We start from the raw sequence: 19,029 nt of genomic DNA, 5'->3' as shown, positions 1-19,029 counted from the left end.
CCTATTCAATATACCATGAAAAGTAAATTACTATTTTTTCTTTTGCTGATTACTGCTGGTAGTCTGTTTGCGCAGGATCAGAAAGCAGATTCATTAAACAATAAACCGAAGAAAGAAAATTTTGCCGATGATTGGGCCGCCCTCACTAAGTACCAGAAAGAGAATGAACTCTTACCGCCCTCAGGCAAAAATGAAAAAAGAGTTGTTTTTTTAGGGAGCTCAATTTTCGAATTCTGGAAGCAAAAGGATCCCGAATATTTCAACAATAATCCATACCTGGATAGGGGAATAAGCGGGCAGATTTCACCGCAGTTGCTCATCCGCTTTAGGCAGGATGTGATTAACCTTAAACCTAAAGTGGTAATTATTTTGGCGGGAAGTAACGATATCGCTGGAAATACCGGACATGTTACCAACGAAAAAATTATGGATAACATTAAATCGATGGCAGAACTGGCGAGGTTACATCATATTAAAGTGGTACTTTGTAAATATCTTCCTGTTTACCAATATGCCTGGAACAAAAGCATTAAACCAGCAGAAATCATCGTATCCTTAAATGAAATGATCGCAGCTTATGCCAAAGAGAGAAACTATACAGTTTTAGATTATTGGACACCCCTGGTTGATGAACGGAAGGGGCAGCGCCCTGAACTAACCATTGATGGTGTTCACCCCAACCTTGCCGGCTATAAAATAATGGAAGGTGTAACAGAGATTGCCATCAAAAAAGCTTTGAAGAACCGCCATTAGCTAAATATCAGGCATATTTTAAGATATGCCTTTTTTATTTTTATAAACTTTCAATAATATTTGAAAGTTTAATAACATTTATTTACTTTTACATCGTGAAAGGGAAAGCGGGAGATATAACATGCTAAAAATGCCTTAAAAGAGGCTTATTTTTTTAATCTATATTTTCATTTTTTCCTGAAAGTTAAATAATTAAAGCGATCAGTTATGGATTTCAATATACTCGGATACGGCATTTTTATTACGGTGATTGCATTTATTATTGTAGTAGTAGGGAAGATATGTTACCGGAACGGAAATATTTTTGTGGCCGAACTGATTCCCGATCATTTGGACCTTTGTCAACAGATCAATAAATCGCTACTGGTTTCTTATTACCTGGTGAATATCGGCTACTGCGCCATGACTTTGGTTGGGTGGGAAACGATTATTTCATCGCAACAGCTGATAGAAGTAATGGCTATAAAAGTGGCAACCATTGTTTGCATACTATCTGTTCTTCATTATTTAAATATCTATTTGCTTACCAATATCATACATAAATTAATAAAATAACAATCTAAAATTTTCATTATGGAAACGACAAAAATTTTAATCGGCTATGCAGTTTATTTACCAATTGCACTTTTTTTGACTTTTTATGTTTCAAAAACGCTTTTTAAAAATAGTAAGGTTTATATGTTAGATATTTTTAAAGGGCGGGAAGAGATTGCCAATGCGACCAACAAACTTTTCGAAACAGGCTTTTATCTCCTAAACATTGGTTTTGCACTACTCATTATGAAGATCACCATTAGCACAAAAGATTACCGCAACTTAATTGAAGCTTTAAGTTCTAAAATTGGTGGTTTTGCCATTTACCTGGGCATCATGTTGTTTATCAACCTGTATTTCTTTTTTAGGGGTAAACGCAAGGCGAAAGAAAATCAAAGACCTGCACCTTTTCAGCCGTCTATATAATGCGTGAGAAAAGAAGTCAAGTTTAAAAAAAACTTGACTTCTTCGGGGCTTACAGTTTCCTATACAAACCATTTTCAAAATTGCGCCTCAAAAAAAGTCCCGGTTTTCACCGGGACTTTGCTTTAATCTAATTTTTTATACCTGATCCGTTTTGGAGCAACATCACCCAAACGTTTTTTGCGGTTTTCTTCGTAATCGGAATAGTTACCCTCGAAGAAATAAACTTCAGAGTTACCTTCGAAAGCCAGGATGTGTGTACAAATACGATCTAAGAACCACCTATCGTGACTGATTACCACGGCGCAACCACCAAAGTTTTCTAAGGCTTCTTCCAATGCACGTAAAGTATTTACGTCGATATCGTTGGTTGGCTCATCCAGTAACAATACGTTGGCACCTTTTTTCAAGGTAATGGCCAGGTGTACACGGTTACGCTCACCTCCAGATAGAATGCCTACTTTTTTCTGCTGATCGCCACCATTAAAGTTGAATTTCGATACATAAGCACGTCCGTTAACGGCTTTGGTGCCCAATTGAATATTGTCTAAGCCATCAGTAATGTTTTCGTAAACGGTTTTATCGGCATCCAAATCGTTGTGCATCTGATCTACATAACCCAATTCTACGGTTTCACCAACACGGAAAGTACCGGTATCTGCTTCTTCCTGTCCGGTGATTAAACGGAATAATGTGGTTTTACCTGCACCATTGGGGCCAATAATCCCCACGATACCTGCCGGAGGAAGTGAGAAGTTTAAGTTATCGAACAATACTTTATCGCCATAGGCTTTGGTTACATTGGTCGCTTCAATCACTACATTACCCAAACGTGGTCCGGCAGGGATAAAAAGCTCCAATTTGTCTTCTCTTTCTCTGCCATCTTCAGATGCTAATTTATCATAATTGGCTAAACGTGCTTTAGATTTTGCATGACGTGCTTTTGGTGCCATACGTACCCATTCTAACTCACGTTCTAAAGTTTTCTGGCGTTTGCTCTCTGTTTTCTCTTCCTGAGATAAACGTTTCGCTTTCTGATCTAACCAGCTGCTGTAATTTCCTTTCCATGGAATACCTTCACCACGGTCTAATTCTAAAATCCATCCGGCAACGTTATCTAAGAAATACCTATCGTGGGTAACGGCAATAACGGTTCCTTCGTAGTTTTGTAAGAACTGCTCTAACCAATCGATACTTTCGGCATCCAGGTGATTGGTCGGCTCATCCAATAATAACACATCAGGATGTTGAAGCAGTAAACGGCACATCGCTACACGACGGCGTTCACCACCAGATAGTACACCAATTTTAGTGTCTGGATCAGGACAACGCAAGGCATCCATTGCTCTTTCCAGTTTTGAATCGATTTCCCAGGCACCTAAAGCATCAATTTTATCCTGAAGCTCGCCTTGTCTGGCCATCAGTTTATCCATGGCATCAGGATCAGAGTAGTTCTCTTCTAATCCGAAAGCCTCGTTCACTTCTTCGTATTCTTTTAAAATAGCAGTTACTTCGGCCACACCTTCTTCAACCACCTCGCGTACTGTTTTTTCTGGATCTAAGATCGGCTCTTGTGCTAAATAACCAACCGAGTAACCTGGTGAGAAAACCACTTCACCCTGGTAAGATTTATCTAAGCCAGCAATAATTTTTAAAAGGGATGACTTACCAGAACCATTTAAACCGATAACACCAATTTTGGCCCCGTAAAAGAAAGAAAGGTAAATATTTTTTAAAACCTGTTTTTGTGGAGGGTAAATTTTATTTACACCTGCCATTGAAAATATGATTTTTTCGTCTGACATATTATTAAATTAGGTTGCAAAGATAGGGGTAAAAATGGAAGATGGAAGAGGTAAAATGGAAGATGTGCTTTTGGTGGATAGGTGCTGACGCTGTTGATGAAAATAGAAAGTCGCTTAATAAATACTTCTAAAATTTGGGTAGCTATATCCTGATTGTAAGGTTTTGATTTTGAAATTAGAATTACACTACTTCCAATAAAAGATCAATACCCACCAATGTTATAACACTTATAACGATAGTTCCAATTATTGTGCTGTAAATTGTTGTTTGGATGATAAAGCTGTTTTCGTTTCAACTTGTGGCTTTAAATTTTTGGATTTTTTATTAGCAAAATATTTTGTTAATGCAATTTCTTCTTCTTTTGTTAGAGCACCTTGTCCACCAATGAAGTCAGGTTCAATTGTTTGCTTTTTCATAATCCTAGGTTTTTAAAATATTTGTCAATTAATTTTAATGCGGATTTTGTTTCAATAATCATCACACGTCCTCCAAAATGGATAGCGCCCAAAGTTCTTTCGTAATGATCAATAAGTTGTGATTTTGATAAGAAGGAAACATTTCCTTCATGTCCTCGTTGAAAAGAAAGCCGACAAGCGAAAGCTACAAGATTTCCGGCAACACCTGCATACATTTTTTCTTTTCCTTTATTGAACGGAGCATTCTCCACCAAATGCATATAAACATGGTCAGACTTTATTTCAATACACATTATTCCTTGAATAATCGCCGGATTACCTATAATTGTTAGTTTGTAAACTTCTCTTTCGGGTTGTTTATGTTCATATTTCCAATCGAACTGCCAATTATTTTTCTTTGTAATAGCTTTTAGGTCACTTGTAGATACTAATGAGACTTCAGTTTGAAAACAATCGCCTGTAACAACATTTTCAATAGAATTGGTCAACTTATCAATGAAAAAATCGAGTTCTATATTTTGTCTTTTTTTCACACATCTAATTTACGAAAAATGGTCAACTTGTACAAACACTACAGTAGAGTTGATTTAATGGAGATTAAAATCCAGGTATAATAAAATTGAAAACCACATGATAATGATTTAAATATAATTCAATAAATAAGAACATTATTCCCTAATAATCTGTTGGGTATTATCATAAATAAAAAGAGCTTGCATCATCTGATTGCAAGCTCTTCTTTCTGAAAATTAAACAGTTGTTTAAGGTATTAACTTTGCTGCTCGCAGTCTTTCAAATAATTCAAAAAATGATTCCTCTGTGTCCTGATAAATAGTGAAACCTAGTTTTCTACTTTTCGACATATCAGTCATGACTTCGATTGGCCTCCCAAGGTCGAGATCGGTATGCCACGCTGATGCCAAACGGCTTAAGTTTTCTTCTTTTAGGCTATGCTTTTTAGCAATTTGTTGCCAAACCTGAGTATCATTGGCCAATTCTTTTTCGAGCGATTGAATCTTACCTTCAAAACCTAGGGATTCTACATCGAAATAGGCTGCTATGCGTTTCCATAATCTGCTCCATCTAAATACATCACCATTAACAATATTGAAAGCTTCGTTTTTGGCTGTTTTAGTAGTTGAAGCCCAGATTAAATGCTCTGCCAATATATTTGCATCGGTAACATCCGAAAGGCCATTCCATTGTGCTGCTGAGCCTGGCCATTTAAACATTCGACCAGTTTCTTTGCAGATGGTGGCATATACGGCCAAAGTGGTTCCAAGGTTCATGGCATTTCCTACTGCTTTTCCGATAACGGTGTGCGGCCTGTGGATGCTCCAGGTAAAACCATCGCGTTTTGCAGCGGCATATACTTCATCTTCCTGTGCATAATAAAAGTTCTCCATTTCTAATCGCGGATGTTCCTCTCTTAACGGCGTTTCGGGAAGAAAGCCTTCTTTGGCATAGGCTTCAAAGGGGCCGAGATAATGTTTTAATCCGGTTACCAAGGCCACGTGTTCGACTGACTTTTTTTCGGACAATACAGCTAGCAGATTACGTACCATCAGGCTATTTACCCTTATGTTTTCTGCTTCGGTATCGTTGCGCATCCAGGTAGTAATGTAAACGTGGGTGGGCTTTACTTCTAATAATGCTGATTTAAGACTGTTCATATCTAAAAGATCAGCTGCCACGGGTTTAAGTCCGGTTATTTCTTTATTTGGTGTGCGGGCCAAACCATAGGTTTCCCAGCCTTTGGCTATCAGGCTTTCGGCCAGATTACTACCTGCTATGCCACTTGCACCTACCACTAATGCTATTTTGCTCATGATGTTCTAATTTTAAGCAAAATTAGCTTTGTGTGATTGTCCTACTCTTGACCTGCGTCAAATAGTGCGCTTGACCTGGATCAAGTTTATATTTAGCGTTCATCCATTGAAAAATTTATCTTTGTACTCCGTAAAGCTTTATTCGCCATGATTGATATACTCTTCAAACATATTCAGGAAAAGGTTTCGCTCAGCGATCAGGATCAAGAAGCTGTACAATCTTTTTTTTCTCCTAAGAAATTGAGGAAAAAACAATATCTGTTACAGGCAGGTGATGTTTGCAAACATTTGACCTTTGTATCCAAGGGGCTACTTCGTACTTATAATGTTGACGATAAAGGCGATGAACACATGAGTATTTTTGGTTGGGAGGGTTGGTGGATATCCGATTTCAACAGCTTTTTAACCGGTGAGCCTGCATTGTTCAATATCGATGCGATAGAAGATTCGGAACTGCTTTTGATTTCGCGGAGTGACTATGAGGCTTTAACACTTGCCGTACCCATTATGGACCGCTACTTCCGTATACTTTATCAAAATAGCCTGATTACAAAAGAACGCAGATTGATGAGTTCCATCACCCACAGTGCGGAAGAAAAATATCTTTTACTTGTAGAATCGAATCCACAGATTATAGCGCGAATACCACAGAATCTTATTGCCTCTTACCTTGGTATTGCACCAGAAACGCTAAGCCGCATTAAGAAGAATTTAGCTTTCAGAAAGTGAAAAATAAGATGCTTAGCTTTCTTAACTATTAAACTGGCGCAAATGATGATCGGTATGTTTATAAACCAGTTGGCCAACTTGCTCTTGGCTCAGTTTCCCGAAAAAAGGATGTACAATTTCGGCATCTGAAGGATTTGCGTATTCATTAAGTAAAGCAATCCATTTTTTTCTTTCTTTTTCTACATCGCCGCTTTTTTCTTTGATTTTGAGCTGGCTAAGGGTAGGCGTTTTCTGTTTGATTGGACTTTCATCCTGGGTAAATTCTTTCAGCGCCATTTTGCCGAACAGTTTACCTAAAAATACCCGCTGATATTGATTCTTTCCTAACATCATTTCCTCGTATGTGCTACAGTGTTTCAACATTTGGTAAATATTCATTTTCCCCCATAAGGCAGTGCTGTTTACGTTAAGCGTGTTGATTCGCTCAATCAGTTGTGTTCGCAGGTTTTCATCAAATATGGTTTTCATAGTCTTTTATTTGCTTATCAAAGCTATAGATCCAAATCTGCATATATGGGGTATAAAACAGCCAATAAAAGGGCGTTCTGAGCCAGAATAATAATTGACGTAACAATATTTAGTCCTTTTGCAAAATAATTAACGCAGAACCATTGGTTCCGCGTTAATTTTCCATCAGGAAGAAGAGGGATAGGCTCGGCCCATTTTATCATTAGTTAATTGAAAAATACTCCCAGCCCGAAGCAGTTGCACGGGTACAGGTCATGGCCTGAGTGCCGTTTTCGCTAGAAATAAATTTACCATTGTTACCTCTCAAAGCCACTTTTCCATCTGCCGCAACAACCCAGTCGAATTTTTCCCAGTCGCCTATGGTTGCTCGGCTACAGGTAATGGCCTGAGTACCGTTTTCGGAAGATACATATTTGCCCATGCTCCTTAGGGCCACTTTGCCACCGCCAGCATCTATAACGGTAAACCTTTCAGTTGATGTGGCTGTGGTAGTGGTACAGGTCATGGCGGCGGTGCCGTTCTGCCCACTGACAAATTTGTTGTTGAAACCTTTTAGCGAAATTACCGTCCCAAATGGAATGCTCGGGCCTCCGTTGTTGACACGTGCAACAATACTATCATAAATGGCACTTAATAACGAATTGCCACCGGTGGCATCGGCGTTCAAGTCCCAGATCATGATTCCTCCGGTGCGGTCGAAAGCTAAGTTTGTTTTGCTTTTGATCGTGGGAATGCCATTGTAGCCAATATTGCCATAAGTATCTGAGTTTGCACTTCCACCTTGGGCGAGGATATCCTTATAATCGAGATAAGAAGAAGATGATCTGCCGTAAAATGGTACGCCTAGCGTGGTTTTTGCAGCAGAAAGTCCACGCCCTTGCCAGTAATTGATCGAATTTACTGCATAATTATAGGTAGAATGATTGGCACCTTCACCGTCATAAGCCATAAGGTTTAAAAAATCTACTGCGGCAAAAACACCGCTTTGGATGCTCCCGCCATTTTCTGAAACTACGGCTGCGGTAAGTAGTTTGCCACTGTTGTGTAGTGCGGTACTCAACTGTTGCATCAGGAGCGTATAATTATTGGCCGAACTTCCATTATCTGGGTATTCCCAGTCGATATCTACCCCGTCGAGATTATATTGATTTACGAAATTGATCATGTTATTGGTAAAATTGGTACGGTAGCTTGAATTTGCAGCAAAACTTTCGAAGGCACTGTCGTTGCCATTGTTCCATCCGCCAACTGCGATAAGCACTTTTACACCAGCAGCATGACCCGAACTCACCAGGCTTTGCAATTTAGATGGGTTTTCTACGGCTTGAAGTCCACCTGTAGAAGTAGGCAATACAAAGGCATAATTTACGTGTGTAAGTTTACTGAACTGGATTTGGTTTACAGCACCGGCCCAGGAAGGCATGTAGCCCACCACTCTGAAAGAAGTGCCTGGAATAAGTGAGGCGACAGCCATTTCCTTTTTTTTACCTTCGAACAGGTCGGTGTCTTGATTGGGATTGATCTCTGATTTTTTACAGGAATAAAGAACGGTTAAGGCAAGCATTATGCCAAGCCATGTTTTTGTTGCATTTCTCATAAGTTTTTCAATTAATTGGTTAGTGATATAGTTAGGTAATGATCTGCTCATGCGTTATAGGCATTAGGGATAGAGAAAAGCATAATTTCTCCCATGTTATCATACCATACACTAGTGGTCAATAAACCAATTCCAATACCTTATCCTTACCAATGTAAGTTTGTTATATTGTTTTTGTGAGTTTAATATTACGTTTTAGTAGTGTATGTTCGTTGTGGAGCGGTTCTAACGATTGAAATTGTGATAAGATAAATAATAAGATTCCCCAGTTTAGGCGTATAGTCACATCGTTAGGTCTGGATTATTTTTTCTGAGTCATGCTAACCAATGAACCAGTGGCTAATGAACAAATGAATCAATAACTCTAATTCTGTTCTAATGTAATTATCAAAGTATTTTCAAAAAGAGCATAATTATCGGTTAAGGAGCGAAAATGTTTTACTTTTAATAAACGGATTAATTCTTAGTAGATACCGTAAACATTAGTTAATGTATAAAGCCTTTCAGGATTGGAAGGCTTTTGCAATTTATTTTAAGGACAGCTACTTATCAGTATTTTCAATAGTGTTTTTCCTTTAAAATAATTTGGTATTTTATTAATGTTTTTTTGATAAAATTTAGTTTGGCTGAATAATTCTTATATTCCAAAATTTTAGCGTTACTTGGCTTTATGGAACCACAGGATAAGAATGTTGCGCCAATTTTCTATTTAATTTATAGTAGCGTAGAAAGAATTTTGTTTGATGAAGACCATCTTAAAATTTTACTTAACCAGAGTAGGGATTTTAATCAGGAAAATAATATTACAGGTATATTATTGTATGTAAAAGGGCAGCAAATCACAAAGAGTAAAGGACGGTTTATGCAGTTGCTCGAGGGTAATGAACTTACTATCCGCAAACTTTATACAAAAATTGAAAGGGATGACCGCCACGAATCGGTTGTGTTGCTACAGTTCGGTAAATACGATGATCGCTGCTTTACCGATTGGAGTTTAGGTTTTGAGGAATCTGACAGTGAGAATTTTGAATCTGTATCAGGACATTTTAACTTAAATGACATCATCTCTCATTGTAATAAAACCGGTCCGTCAGATGTGCCATTACAGTTTCTGAGAAGTTTCTACAATGAAGCTTAAATGAGGTATGACATGTTTCACTTAATGGCCTTAATGCCTTAATGGTGGTTTCCTTATTACCATTAAGCAGTTAAGAAAGATTAAGGATATTTAACTTTTTTATGGCACGTTTCACTTAATGATCTTAATGGTGGTTTCCTTATTACCATCAAGCAGTTAAGAAAGATTAAGGATATTTAACTTTTTTATGGCACATTTCACTTAATGGCCTTAATGCCTTAATGGTGGTTTCCTTATTACCATCAAGCAGTTAAGAAACATTAAGGATGTTTAACTTTTTTATGGCGCATTTCACTTAATGTCCTTATTGCCTTAATCGTGGATTTTGTAGTTTTTACCATTAAGTAGTTAAGAAAGATTAAGGATATTTAACTTTTTTATGGCACATTTCACTTAATGTCCTTATTGCCTTAATGGTGGTTTCCTTATTACCATCAAGCAGTTAAGAAACATTAAGGATGTTTAACTTTTTTATGGCGCATTTCACTTAATGTCTGTATTGCCTTAATGCTAGCCTTGTATAGTTTCCATTAACAGTTAAGAAACAAAGATCGAAAGCTTCCAAATTGTCTGAAAAACCTTACGTGTTTCAAAACAAAAACAACCTATTTGCAGTTAGCTTCGTAATGATTATATCGTATTTAACGGTGGAGGGCTAAAGGTTATTGATAATTGTCTGGTGAATTTGTTAAATGATGTCACGTTCTTTTTGTTTTTCTGTCAAAACTTGTAAATTGCCTTAGCAAAAAGCAACAAATTGTCAGTTATTCGAATCGAAAAAATCCTTACAATAAACCGACAAAATGATAATTTGAAAGGGAGGTAATGAATAAAGCCCCTTTTAAAACCTATAAAACAGTTATTACGTAGATAGATATAAGGGAATATATATTTATTGAAACGATATTCTTACCGTATTTTTTAGGTTGGGGGATATGTATACTGCCTTTTATCCACCCATATGGCGCAATTGTTGATAAAATAAACGAAATGGTACAGTCGCTTTTTATAATTTATTTTATAGTTTAGGGACGTAGCTGTTAAGAAAGGTATTATGGAAGCAAAATTTTCACCACAGGTTAAAGATGTAATCTCTTTTAGTAGGGAGGAAGCTCTCCGTTTGGGGCACGATTACATTGGAACCGAGCATTTATTATTGGGCCTCATCCGCGAAGGCGATGGTATGGCTATAAAAATTTTACGATCGTTAGGAGTTGATACCGGTAAATTGCGCCGCTCAATTGAAGATGCTGTTCGCGGTACTTCGAGTGTTACAGTAAACTTAGGCAATATTCCATTAACTAAACAGGCAGAAAAAGTTTTAAAGATTACTTACTTAGAAGCTAAAATATTTAAAAGCGATTTAATTGGCACCGAACATTTATTGTTATCGGTTTTGAGAGATGATGATAATATCGCCTCACAGATCTTATTGCAATATGGCGTTACTTATGATGTTTTTAAACAGGAGGTTGAAGTGAATAAAAATGGTTTCAGAGATGATATCTCAAACAGTGCCTCTACAGGAGGCGATGATGATTATCGCGAAGAAGAAAGCTTTAGTACACCTAAAAAGGTTTCGGATATAAAATCTAAAACCCCGGTTTTGGATAATTTCGGTCGCGATTTAACAAAGGCTGCAGAAGAAGGTCGTTTAGACCCAATTGTAGGCCGCGAGAAAGAAATCGAGCGTGTATCGCAGATTTTATCCCGCAGGAAAAAGAACAATCCGATTTTAATCGGTGAACCAGGTGTTGGTAAATCGGCAATTGCTGAAGGTTTGGCCTTACGTATTGTACAACGTAAAGTTTCTCGCGTGCTTTTTGGCAAACGTGTAGTGACTTTAGATTTAGCCTCATTGGTGGCTGGTACAAAATACCGCGGACAGTTCGAAGAGCGTATGAAAGCCGTTATGAACGAGCTTGAAAAATCGACAGATGTAATTTTGTTTATTGATGAGATCCACACCATTGTTGGTGCAGGTGGCGCATCAGGATCATTAGATGCATCAAACATGTTCAAACCTGCATTGGCAAGGGGCGAAATTCAATGTATTGGTGCTACAACTTTAGATGAATACCGCCAGTACATTGAGAAAGATGGCGCTTTAGACCGTCGTTTCCAAAAAGTAATGGTAGAGCCAGCTACACCAGATGAAACTGTAGAAATTTTAACCCGTATTAAAGATAAGTATGAAGAACATCATGGTGTTACTTATACCGACGAAGCAATTTTAGCCTGCGTTACTTTAACATCACGTTATATTTCTGACCGTTTCTTGCCAGATAAAGCCATTGACGCTTTAGATGAAGCAGGATCTCGTGTTCACTTAACCAACATTCATGTTCCTCAGAACATTATTGATATCGAAGCTAAAATTGAAGATATCAAGTTAGAGAAAAACAAGGTTGTACGTAGCCAGAAATACGAAGAAGCTGCAAAACTACGCGATACAGAGAAAAATTTAATTGAAGAATTAGATAAAGCCAAAGCAGAGTGGGAAGCTGAAACCAAAACTAAACGTTACGAGGTTTCAGAAGATAACGTAGCCGAAGTGGTTTCGATGATGACTGGTATCCCGGTACAACGTGTTGGACAGACAGACAGTGCAAAGCTGTTGAATATGTACGATAAAGTAGCTGAGAAAATTATCGGTCAGGATGATGCGATCAAAAAATTGACCAAAGCCATCCAACGTACAAGAGCAGGGTTAAAAGATCCTAAAAAACCAATTGGTTCATTCATTTTCTTAGGCCCAACAGGTGTAGGTAAAACAGAATTGGCAAAAGAATTGGCCCGTTTCATGTTCGATAGCGATGATTCATTGATCCAGATCGACATGAGTGAGTACATGGAGAAATTTGCGGTATCACGTTTAGTGGGCGCGCCTCCGGGATACGTAGGTTACGAAGAAGGTGGTCAGTTAACCGAAAAAGTGAGAAGAAAACCTTATGCGGTAATCTTATTGGATGAGATTGAAAAAGCGCACCCTGATGTATTCAATATCCTGTTGCAGGTTTTGGATGAAGGACAGTTAACCGATAGTTTAGGACGTAAAGTTGATTTTAGAAATACAATCATCATCATGACTTCTAACATTGGTGCCCGTCAGCTAAAAGATTTTGGCCAGGGTGTTGGTTTCTCTACAGCAGCGAAAACAAACCAGGCCGATTCTCACAGTCGTGGGGTAATTGAAAGTGCTTTGAAACGTGCTTTTGCGCCTGAGTTCTTAAACCGTGTTGATGATGTAGTGGTATTTAATAGCTTAGGTAAAGAAGAAATCTTCAAAATAATCGATATCGAGTTAAAAGCATTGTTCGGTCGCGTTCATACCCTTGGTTATGAAATCGCATTAACTGAAAACGCTAAAGAATATATTGCTGATAAAGGTTTCGATAGTAACTTTGGTGCCCGCCCGTTAAAAAGAGCGATCCAGAAATATTTAGAAGATCCAATTGCTGAAGAAATCCTTAAAGGTGAATTAACTGAAGGGGACGTTTTAGAAATTGATTATGATAAAACTACCGAGTTGATTTCAATCGTTCACAAAAAGGGCGAAAAGAAAAAAGAAGAGCCAAAACAAGAAGAAGATTCTTCGAGTAAATAACAAAAAAACTCCCGATGAAAATTGGGAGTTTTTTGTTTTATATCTATTGGATAGCCAACTGATCCATTTTGGATGATAAAACAGATGAATGGAAATTATTTTTTTTCAGAAAATCATCGTATATTTCATTAAGCTATCTACTATATATGAAATTTATCGTCTACCCCTTGGTATGCATAACGATATGTTTTGCATTATCCTGTAAAAAAGGAACTGATTCTGATTCTTCACCAACAGATGATCCGCCAGTAATTTCCACAGCAACCAATATTAACAACGACGCCCTGTTAAAGCTCGTAAACGACACCCGTTTAGCTGGCTGTAATTGCGGAACAACTGTTATGCCCCCTGTTGGTGCACTAAGCTGGAATGTAAATTTGAGTTCTGCTGCAATTGCGCATAGTAAGTATATTGCATCGATCAAAGCGCTATCGCATACCTCTGCAAATGGCGATAATGTTGGTGCAAGGGTTAAAGCCACTGGATATACCTGGACGGCTGTTGGAGAGAATATCGCATCAGGACAAACTTCCGAAGCACAGGTTTTTAACGATTGGATTAAAAGCGCAGATCATTGCAAAAATATCATGAATGCTGCTTTTAAAGAGATGGGTGCTGCTAAAACAGATCATTACTGGGTGCAGGTTTTTGCAGCGAGGTAAATTGTTTCGGGTATCGTTTCCCAACTTGAACGGAAAAGACTTTAATCAAATATCATTATTTGGCCTGATCAATTTGCTTTGTTTTGAAAAGCAGTTGCAGTAATCATATTAATGTCCGTACTGTTTTCTTCTTGTAGCCTCGATTAGAAGGAAATCGGGAGCTACCGCGCCATCCGATAGCTATCGGTTTAGGTTTAAAATGATCAGGTTTTGCTAATAATGGCATGGGGATAAACAAGATTTCCAATCAAGTTAGGAAGTTTAAAAAATAATATCTTTTCAAATTAAATCTTTTAATGCTTTATAATAGCGGTGGTAATTTTCTGGGGCAGTGTTCAAAAATAGAAAGGGCTCTATCAGTTCCAATTCCATCAGTAAAAAATCTCCGTTTACAAAAGTGCCATCCACCCGTGCATAAAGGCAGTTTTTAGCAAATGAAGCAACATATTGCTGCGCCTTTGCAATCAGCTCTTCACTTGGTTTTTGCGGATGTACTGAACCGCCATGGGCGGGTTGTACCCTAAAATCGCCAGCTTTGGCCTGTTTGATTAGCGAATGGCTGTATTTGCCATTAAAGAAAACAAAAGACCATTCGCCACTTTCCAATATTTCAGTCAAAAATGGTTGAACAATAAAATCTTCTTCCTGAACAAGTTTTTGGAGTTTGAGATTAATTTCATCAACGTTATCAGCTGTTACCTTAAAGGTGTTTTTTGCTCCACCACTAACACAGGGTTTTACAATTAATTGATCGGTATTAAATTTTTGGAAGAAATAACTCAGATTTATGTTTTCCTGATTGCTGATAAAAACACTGGGTGTAACCTTTAAACCTGCTGCTTCAATTTCTTGAAGGTATTTTTTATTCGAATTCCATCTTACTATATCAATCGGATTAAGCAACTTCACTTTTTTCGCCTCTAAATGGTTCAGCCATTTATAAAAGTCTTCAATCAGGTCAAAATAATCCCATGGTGATTTTAGGATTGCGAGGGAATAATCTTCCCAATTTATATTTTGATCGTTCCAGATTACCTTTTCAATTTTTAATCCTTTTTCTTTTAAGAAATCTAAAAGTTTATCGTCTTCACTTTCAACGGTAGTGGTATCGTATGCGCCTTGATCAAGATAGCTTACTAATGCAATGTTCATGGGGCTAAAACTAAGTCTAATCTGCTAAATAGCCAAACTAAAACAGGCTCACCTGATTACTTGGAATTTTAAACAAGTTATGGTCTAGAATAATATCCTTTACATTCAAGCCATTTAAACGACAATGCAACCTGAAATTATCCCTGATCATTTGAGAAATATTTCCATCACCTCGCATCCGGTCGCCAAATTTGCTATCGTTTACATTCCCACCGTGGCAACTTTGGATCATGTGCCAAACTTTATCAAAACGATCCGGAAAGTTTTTGCGCAACCAGTCTTCGAATATCTGTCCAATTGCACCGTTTAGCCGCACTACGGTATAACCTGCTTTAATCGCCCCGGCATTGGCTACTGCTTTTAAAATCTTAGGAATTTCATGGTCGCTTAATCCGGGAACAAGTGGCGCAACCATAACCCCCATAGGGATTCCGGCTTTACTCAACTCTTCGACTACCCTTAAACGTTGTTTTGCAGTTGTGGTACGCGGTTCCATTACCTGCCGCAAATCTTCATTTAAACTATTGATGGAAACATATACCATGCATAGGTTCAGTTTAGCCATTTCCTGCAAAATATCCTGATCTCGAAGGATTAAGGAATTCTTGGTAATCATCCCGATAGGCTGTTTGTAAGCCAGGGCTATTTCCAGCAATTGCCTGGTCAGTTTAAATTTTCTCTCTGCGGGCTGGTAACAATCCGTATTGCCCGAAAGTGAAATGGTAGTGGCATTCCAGCCTTTTTTCTCCAGGAACTTTTTAAATAGCTCTGGTGCATCTTTTTTGACGATTATTTTTCTTTCGAACTCTATCCCTGCGCTATAACCCCAATATTGGTGAGAATTGCGGGCATAACAATAGGTACAGCCATGCTCACATCCCTGATAAGGATTTAAGGAATAGGCCATGCCCACATCAGGGCTATCCACCTTATTGACGATGGTTTTCGAATTTTCAAAAATAAAAGCGGTTTTACGGTCGCTTTCTTCCCAATCGTCTATCCCTTCCTGATGCTCTTTTACATAAACATCCTTTAAAAATTTGTTGTGTGGATTAACCTGGGCACCCCGTCCCTTAAAATATTGTTTTTCTTCTTCACCAAGCATACATTAAAATTACTAAAAAAATTAGTAAAATTTAGTGATGTGGATAATTTTTTGCCAGCGATTTTTTTAAATCAAATACTGTGTTTTTTTACTATGTTTATACAGCTAATTGGCCAATCGCATGAATATCCCCTTATCTTGTATTGTTGTTGATGATTCTGACTTAGATAGGAAATCTGTTGAAAATGAAATAAATAGTTCTTCAGATTTGAAACTTATAGGAAGTTTTGACAATTGCATTGAGGCTTTGAGTTTTTTTAATACACATCAGCCAGATATTTTATTTGTGGATATTGATATGCCGGATATTAACGGGCTTGAATTTATTCGGACCATTAATGATACGGCTACCGTTAACGTAATCATTTCATCTCACCCTGAATATGCGCTGGAAGGTTTTTTGTTAAAGGTTTTCGATTTCATTTTAAAACCATTAGAAACAGATCGCTTTGATGTAACGGTGAAACGTATTTTAGATTTTACACAGTTAAAGAACAAGGCTGAGGCCTATGACGTGCTTTTTGAGCAAGAAGATATTGTATTTAAAGATGGCTTGAGTACCATTAAACTTGATATTAATGAAATTCTTTATTTAGAGGCCTTTGGCGACTATACCAAAATTGTAACGGACAAAAAGGTGCACCTCACTTTAACCACCTTATCGAAATTTGTAGAATCGTTACCATTAGGGAAGTTTGTGCGTATCCACAGAAGTTACGCTGTTTTGAAAGGCAAGGTAAACGAAATTGGAAATAGGGAAATATCGATTTCGAACAGGGTTTTGCCTATTGGGAAAACATATTATAAAAGTGCCAGAAAAGAATTAAGCCTGGGCTAAATAGGAAAGGCAAAGACAATTAATAGATCTGTTATGCGCTCAAAGGTTTGGTATTCGACAATATTTTTTGTGCTCCTGCTACCGAATTTTGTGTTTGCACAATCAAATGGTAAAAATGAAAACCAGAAACTAAGGGATTGGAATATTTACTGTGATAAGCTAAAAGGTATCCCTTCTGGGGTAGAAAACTATCCTGAATTGATTAGAGCGGCGCTTGCAGGAATAAAAATGACGCCAGCAGATAACTGGTTTTACCAATCTGTTTTTAACTTTCATTTGGCTGGAGGCTACGAATCTACCTATAGGATTGATAGTGCCATACATTATTATGAGCTTTCTAAAAATTACGGTGAAAAAGCAAAAAGCAATTCGAGGATAGTGCTTGCGCTGCGCCGGTTGGCGGGATTATACGACAATAAACAGCTCACCCAAAAAGCCAATGCTACGCGGAACCAGCTTAGCGCCATTGCGAAGATTGATCCTGATGAAGAGATTCAGGTAGGTGCAAATATTGTACTAGGAGAGTATTATTTTAATGCGGGCATGTTCGAAAAGGCATTGGAAAATTATCTTATTTACATCAAATATTTGAAAATAGATTATGCCCGGACTAATAATTCAGCATCAAAGTCGAATATTGGTGTAGGTTATCTTGCCGTTGGAGAAATTTATCAGAATTTAAACCGGCCCAGTAAAAGTTTGCCGTATTTTAAAGACGCGATTAATTATTTAGATAACTATCAGGAAGGATTGGAAACGGCTTATAAAGATTTGGTGAGTTCGTACATTGCTATCGATCTGCTCGACTCTGCCAGATTATATTATCAGCGCTTAAAAAAATCTGTTGAGAAAAGTAAAGATATTACCATTTTAATTGACGCGCAGGCCGAATTGGGTAAAGCGTTTATCAATAAAAATAACTTAAAACAAGCTTTCCAGATCTTATCAGAAGCAGAGAAAAATGTTTTTCTAAGTAAGGAGAAAGAGGATCTCTACACCGTAAAAATTGCTTTAGGCGATTTTTATGCAAAAACAAAAAACAGCAAACGGGCAATTGTTTATTATCAGGAAGCCCTGCCTTTTGCACTTTATTATAAAAACAAATCGGTAATAGCCAGGCTATATTATAGTTTGGCGATAGAAGAGAAAAAGCAAAAGGATCAAAATGCAGCTTATTCGCACATGGTTCTCTATGCAAAATATACTGATTCTTTGAAAACGGAATCTATATCTAAGAATATTGTAGAAATGGAAGCCCGTTTCCAAAATGAAGTAAAGCAACAACAAATTGGCGTACTGAATAAGGAAAATGAAATCAAAAACCTTCAGCTTCAACAAGAAAAAAGGACCAAATGGTTATTGGGTGGGGCTTCAGTTTTAATGTTATTTGCTTTATCGCTGATCTACCTGAATTATCGGAATAAACAAAAAGCCAATTTACTGTTGGATAAAAAGAATCAACAATTGGATATTATTAATACAAAACTTAACGAATCCAATTTAACCAAAACAAAACTGTTCAGTATTATTTCGCACGATCTGCGCAGTCCTGTAAGTCAATTGTTTACTTTTTTAAAGCTCCAACAAAAAAATGCCAGTCTGATTTCGGAAGAGGAACGCAATGTTCATCAACAAAAGTTAATTACCTCTTCAAAACATCTTTTAGAAACGATGGAAGATTTATTGCTCTGGTCTAAAAGTCAGATGGAAAATTTTGAACTTGATATGCAGGAAATAGATGTGCTCCAATTGTTGGAAAGTGTTTCTATATCCATGAAAGCACAAGCAGAAGCCAAAAACATCAGCATCAAAATAGGTCCTGTGGGATTAAAGAACTTGTGTAGCGACGAAAATTTATTAATCATTATATTGAGGAACTTACTCCAGAATGCTATAAATCATGCCTATCCGGATAGTGTTATTGTGATGGATGCCGGTAAAGATATCAATGGTAGACCTTATTTAACGGTTA

The 19,029-nt window shown here is 37.5% G+C and carries 17 protein-coding genes; 9 read left to right on the top strand and 8 right to left on the bottom strand.

Annotated elements, in window-relative coordinates; all coding sequences use genetic code 11:
- The first annotated feature begins 15 nt into the window (after window positions 1–15).
- From R2S57_RS24715 to R2S57_RS24705, 3 genes are all read left to right on the top strand, one after another.
- The gene (locus R2S57_RS24715) at window positions 16–753 is read left to right on the top strand and encodes a GDSL-type esterase/lipase family protein (RefSeq protein ID WP_316847594.1); all 738 of its coding nucleotides are present in this window, start codon (window positions 16–18) and stop codon (window positions 751–753) included.
- Between the two features lie 207 nt (window positions 754–960).
- Window positions 961–1,308 carry a hypothetical protein gene (locus tag R2S57_RS24710; protein ID WP_316847593.1) on the top strand — a complete coding sequence of 116 codons (348 nt, stop codon included), beginning with the start codon at window positions 961–963 and terminating at the stop codon, window positions 1,306–1,308.
- An 18-nt stretch (window positions 1,309–1,326) separates the two neighbouring features.
- The gene (locus tag R2S57_RS24705; protein WP_316847592.1) at window positions 1,327–1,713 is read left to right on the top strand and encodes a hypothetical protein; all 387 of its coding nucleotides are present in this window, start codon (window positions 1,327–1,329) and stop codon (window positions 1,711–1,713) included.
- A 122-nt stretch (window positions 1,714–1,835) separates the two neighbouring features.
- Here the strand turns inward: R2S57_RS24705 and ettA are convergent, their stop codons facing one another.
- The 4 genes from ettA to R2S57_RS24685 form a co-directional block, all read right to left on the bottom strand.
- Complete coding sequence (ettA, locus tag R2S57_RS24700; protein ID WP_316847591.1) at window positions 1,836–3,515, bottom strand: energy-dependent translational throttle protein EttA; 1,680 nt, start codon at window positions 3,513–3,515, stop codon at window positions 1,836–1,838.
- Between the two features lie 246 nt (window positions 3,516–3,761).
- Window positions 3,762–3,932, bottom strand: a complete 171-nt coding sequence (locus R2S57_RS24695) for a hypothetical protein (protein WP_316847590.1) — start codon at window positions 3,930–3,932, stop codon at window positions 3,762–3,764.
- Window positions 3,929–4,465, bottom strand: coding sequence for a hypothetical protein (locus R2S57_RS24690; protein WP_316847589.1), 537 nt, complete (start codon window positions 4,463–4,465; stop codon window positions 3,929–3,931). Before R2S57_RS24690 ends, R2S57_RS24695 begins: the two co-directional genes overlap by 4 nt.
- Before the next feature lie 228 nt (window positions 4,466–4,693).
- Window positions 4,694–5,761: an SDR family oxidoreductase gene (locus R2S57_RS24685; protein ID WP_316847588.1), complete on the bottom strand. Its 1,068-nt coding sequence runs from the start codon at window positions 5,759–5,761 to the stop codon at window positions 4,694–4,696.
- 147 nt (window positions 5,762–5,908) lie between these two features.
- Between R2S57_RS24685 and R2S57_RS24680 the strand changes: the two genes are divergently transcribed.
- Window positions 5,909–6,490 (top strand): Crp/Fnr family transcriptional regulator, encoded by a 582-nt coding sequence (locus tag R2S57_RS24680; RefSeq protein ID WP_316847587.1) that lies wholly within the window; start codon window positions 5,909–5,911, stop codon window positions 6,488–6,490.
- Between the two features lie 21 nt (window positions 6,491–6,511).
- Here R2S57_RS24680 and R2S57_RS24675 read toward each other — a convergent pair whose 3' ends face one another.
- Window positions 6,512–6,958 carry a DUF1569 domain-containing protein gene (locus R2S57_RS24675; protein ID WP_316847586.1) on the bottom strand — a complete coding sequence of 149 codons (447 nt, stop codon included), beginning with the start codon at window positions 6,956–6,958 and terminating at the stop codon, window positions 6,512–6,514.
- 202 nt (window positions 6,959–7,160) lie between these two features.
- Window positions 7,161–8,555: a glycosyl hydrolase family 18 protein gene (locus R2S57_RS24670; RefSeq protein WP_316847585.1), complete on the bottom strand. Its 1,395-nt coding sequence runs from the start codon at window positions 8,553–8,555 to the stop codon at window positions 7,161–7,163.
- Between the two features lie 670 nt (window positions 8,556–9,225).
- On the opposite strand from R2S57_RS24670, the gene R2S57_RS24665 reads away from it, so the two are divergent.
- The 3 genes from R2S57_RS24665 to R2S57_RS24655 all read left to right on the top strand — a co-directional run bounded on the left by R2S57_RS24665 (window position 9,226) and on the right by R2S57_RS24655 (window position 13,962).
- Complete coding sequence (locus tag R2S57_RS24665; protein ID WP_316847584.1) at window positions 9,226–9,693, top strand: BLUF domain-containing protein; 468 nt, start codon at window positions 9,226–9,228, stop codon at window positions 9,691–9,693.
- Between the two features lie 1,054 nt (window positions 9,694–10,747).
- Window positions 10,748–13,300, top strand: a complete 2,553-nt coding sequence (locus tag R2S57_RS24660; RefSeq protein WP_316847583.1) for an ATP-dependent Clp protease ATP-binding subunit — start codon at window positions 10,748–10,750, stop codon at window positions 13,298–13,300.
- A 146-nt stretch (window positions 13,301–13,446) separates the two neighbouring features.
- Window positions 13,447–13,962 carry a CAP domain-containing protein gene (locus R2S57_RS24655; protein WP_316847582.1) on the top strand — a complete coding sequence of 172 codons (516 nt, stop codon included), beginning with the start codon at window positions 13,447–13,449 and terminating at the stop codon, window positions 13,960–13,962.
- A 279-nt stretch (window positions 13,963–14,241) separates the two neighbouring features.
- Here the strand turns inward: R2S57_RS24655 and R2S57_RS24650 are convergent, their stop codons facing one another.
- On the bottom strand, window positions 14,242–15,114 hold the full coding sequence (locus R2S57_RS24650; protein ID WP_316847581.1) for a hypothetical protein: 873 nt from the start codon (window positions 15,112–15,114) through the stop codon (window positions 14,242–14,244).
- A gap of 37 nt (window positions 15,115–15,151) precedes the next feature.
- Complete coding sequence (locus tag R2S57_RS24645; protein WP_316847580.1) at window positions 15,152–16,219, bottom strand: PA0069 family radical SAM protein; 1,068 nt, start codon at window positions 16,217–16,219, stop codon at window positions 15,152–15,154.
- A gap of 121 nt (window positions 16,220–16,340) precedes the next feature.
- Between R2S57_RS24645 and R2S57_RS24640 the strand changes: the two genes are divergently transcribed.
- Together R2S57_RS24640 and R2S57_RS24635 are read left to right on the top strand one after the other, a co-directional pair.
- Complete coding sequence (locus R2S57_RS24640; RefSeq protein WP_316847579.1) at window positions 16,341–17,057, top strand: LytTR family DNA-binding domain-containing protein; 717 nt, start codon at window positions 16,341–16,343, stop codon at window positions 17,055–17,057.
- Between the two features lie 33 nt (window positions 17,058–17,090).
- A partial coding sequence (locus R2S57_RS24635) for a hypothetical protein (protein ID WP_316847578.1) occupies window positions 17,091–19,029 on the top strand: 1,939 nt, incomplete at its 3' end.

Source organism: Pedobacter psychrodurus (assembly GCF_032678585.1).
GTDB lineage: Bacteria > Bacteroidota > Bacteroidia > Sphingobacteriales > Sphingobacteriaceae > Pedobacter > Pedobacter psychrodurus_A.
Note: the sequence above shows the minus strand (reverse complement) of the source record. Positions and strands in the feature narration are given on the sequence as shown.

Coding starts and splice junctions, on each gene's coding strand:
- R2S57_RS24685 (WP_316847588.1), bottom strand. CDS start 5,761: ATGAGCAAAATAGCATTAGTGGTAGGTGCAAGTGGCATAGCAGGTAGT.
- R2S57_RS24715 (WP_316847594.1), top strand. CDS start 16: ATGAAAAGTAAATTACTATTTTTTCTTTTGCTGATTACTGCTGGTAGT.
- R2S57_RS24680 (WP_316847587.1), top strand. CDS start 5,909: ATGATTGATATACTCTTCAAACATATTCAGGAAAAGGTTTCGCTCAGC.
- R2S57_RS24670 (WP_316847585.1), bottom strand. CDS start 8,555: ATGAGAAATGCAACAAAAACATGGCTTGGCATAATGCTTGCCTTAACC.
- R2S57_RS24675 (WP_316847586.1), bottom strand. CDS start 6,958: ATGAAAACCATATTTGATGAAAACCTGCGAACACAACTGATTGAGCGA.
- R2S57_RS24695 (WP_316847590.1), bottom strand. CDS start 3,932: ATGAAAAAGCAAACAATTGAACCTGACTTCATTGGTGGACAAGGTGCT.
- R2S57_RS24660 (WP_316847583.1), top strand. CDS start 10,748: ATGGAAGCAAAATTTTCACCACAGGTTAAAGATGTAATCTCTTTTAGT.
- R2S57_RS24665 (WP_316847584.1), top strand. CDS start 9,226: ATGGAACCACAGGATAAGAATGTTGCGCCAATTTTCTATTTAATTTAT.
- R2S57_RS24710 (WP_316847593.1), top strand. CDS start 961: ATGGATTTCAATATACTCGGATACGGCATTTTTATTACGGTGATTGCA.
- R2S57_RS24650 (WP_316847581.1), bottom strand. CDS start 15,114: ATGAACATTGCATTAGTAAGCTATCTTGATCAAGGCGCATACGATACC.
- R2S57_RS24645 (WP_316847580.1), bottom strand. CDS start 16,219: ATGCTTGGTGAAGAAGAAAAACAATATTTTAAGGGACGGGGTGCCCAG.
- ettA (WP_316847591.1), bottom strand. CDS start 3,515: ATGTCAGACGAAAAAATCATATTTTCAATGGCAGGTGTAAATAAAATT.
- R2S57_RS24640 (WP_316847579.1), top strand. CDS start 16,341: ATGAATATCCCCTTATCTTGTATTGTTGTTGATGATTCTGACTTAGAT.
- R2S57_RS24655 (WP_316847582.1), top strand. CDS start 13,447: ATGAAATTTATCGTCTACCCCTTGGTATGCATAACGATATGTTTTGCA.
- R2S57_RS24705 (WP_316847592.1), top strand. CDS start 1,327: ATGGAAACGACAAAAATTTTAATCGGCTATGCAGTTTATTTACCAATT.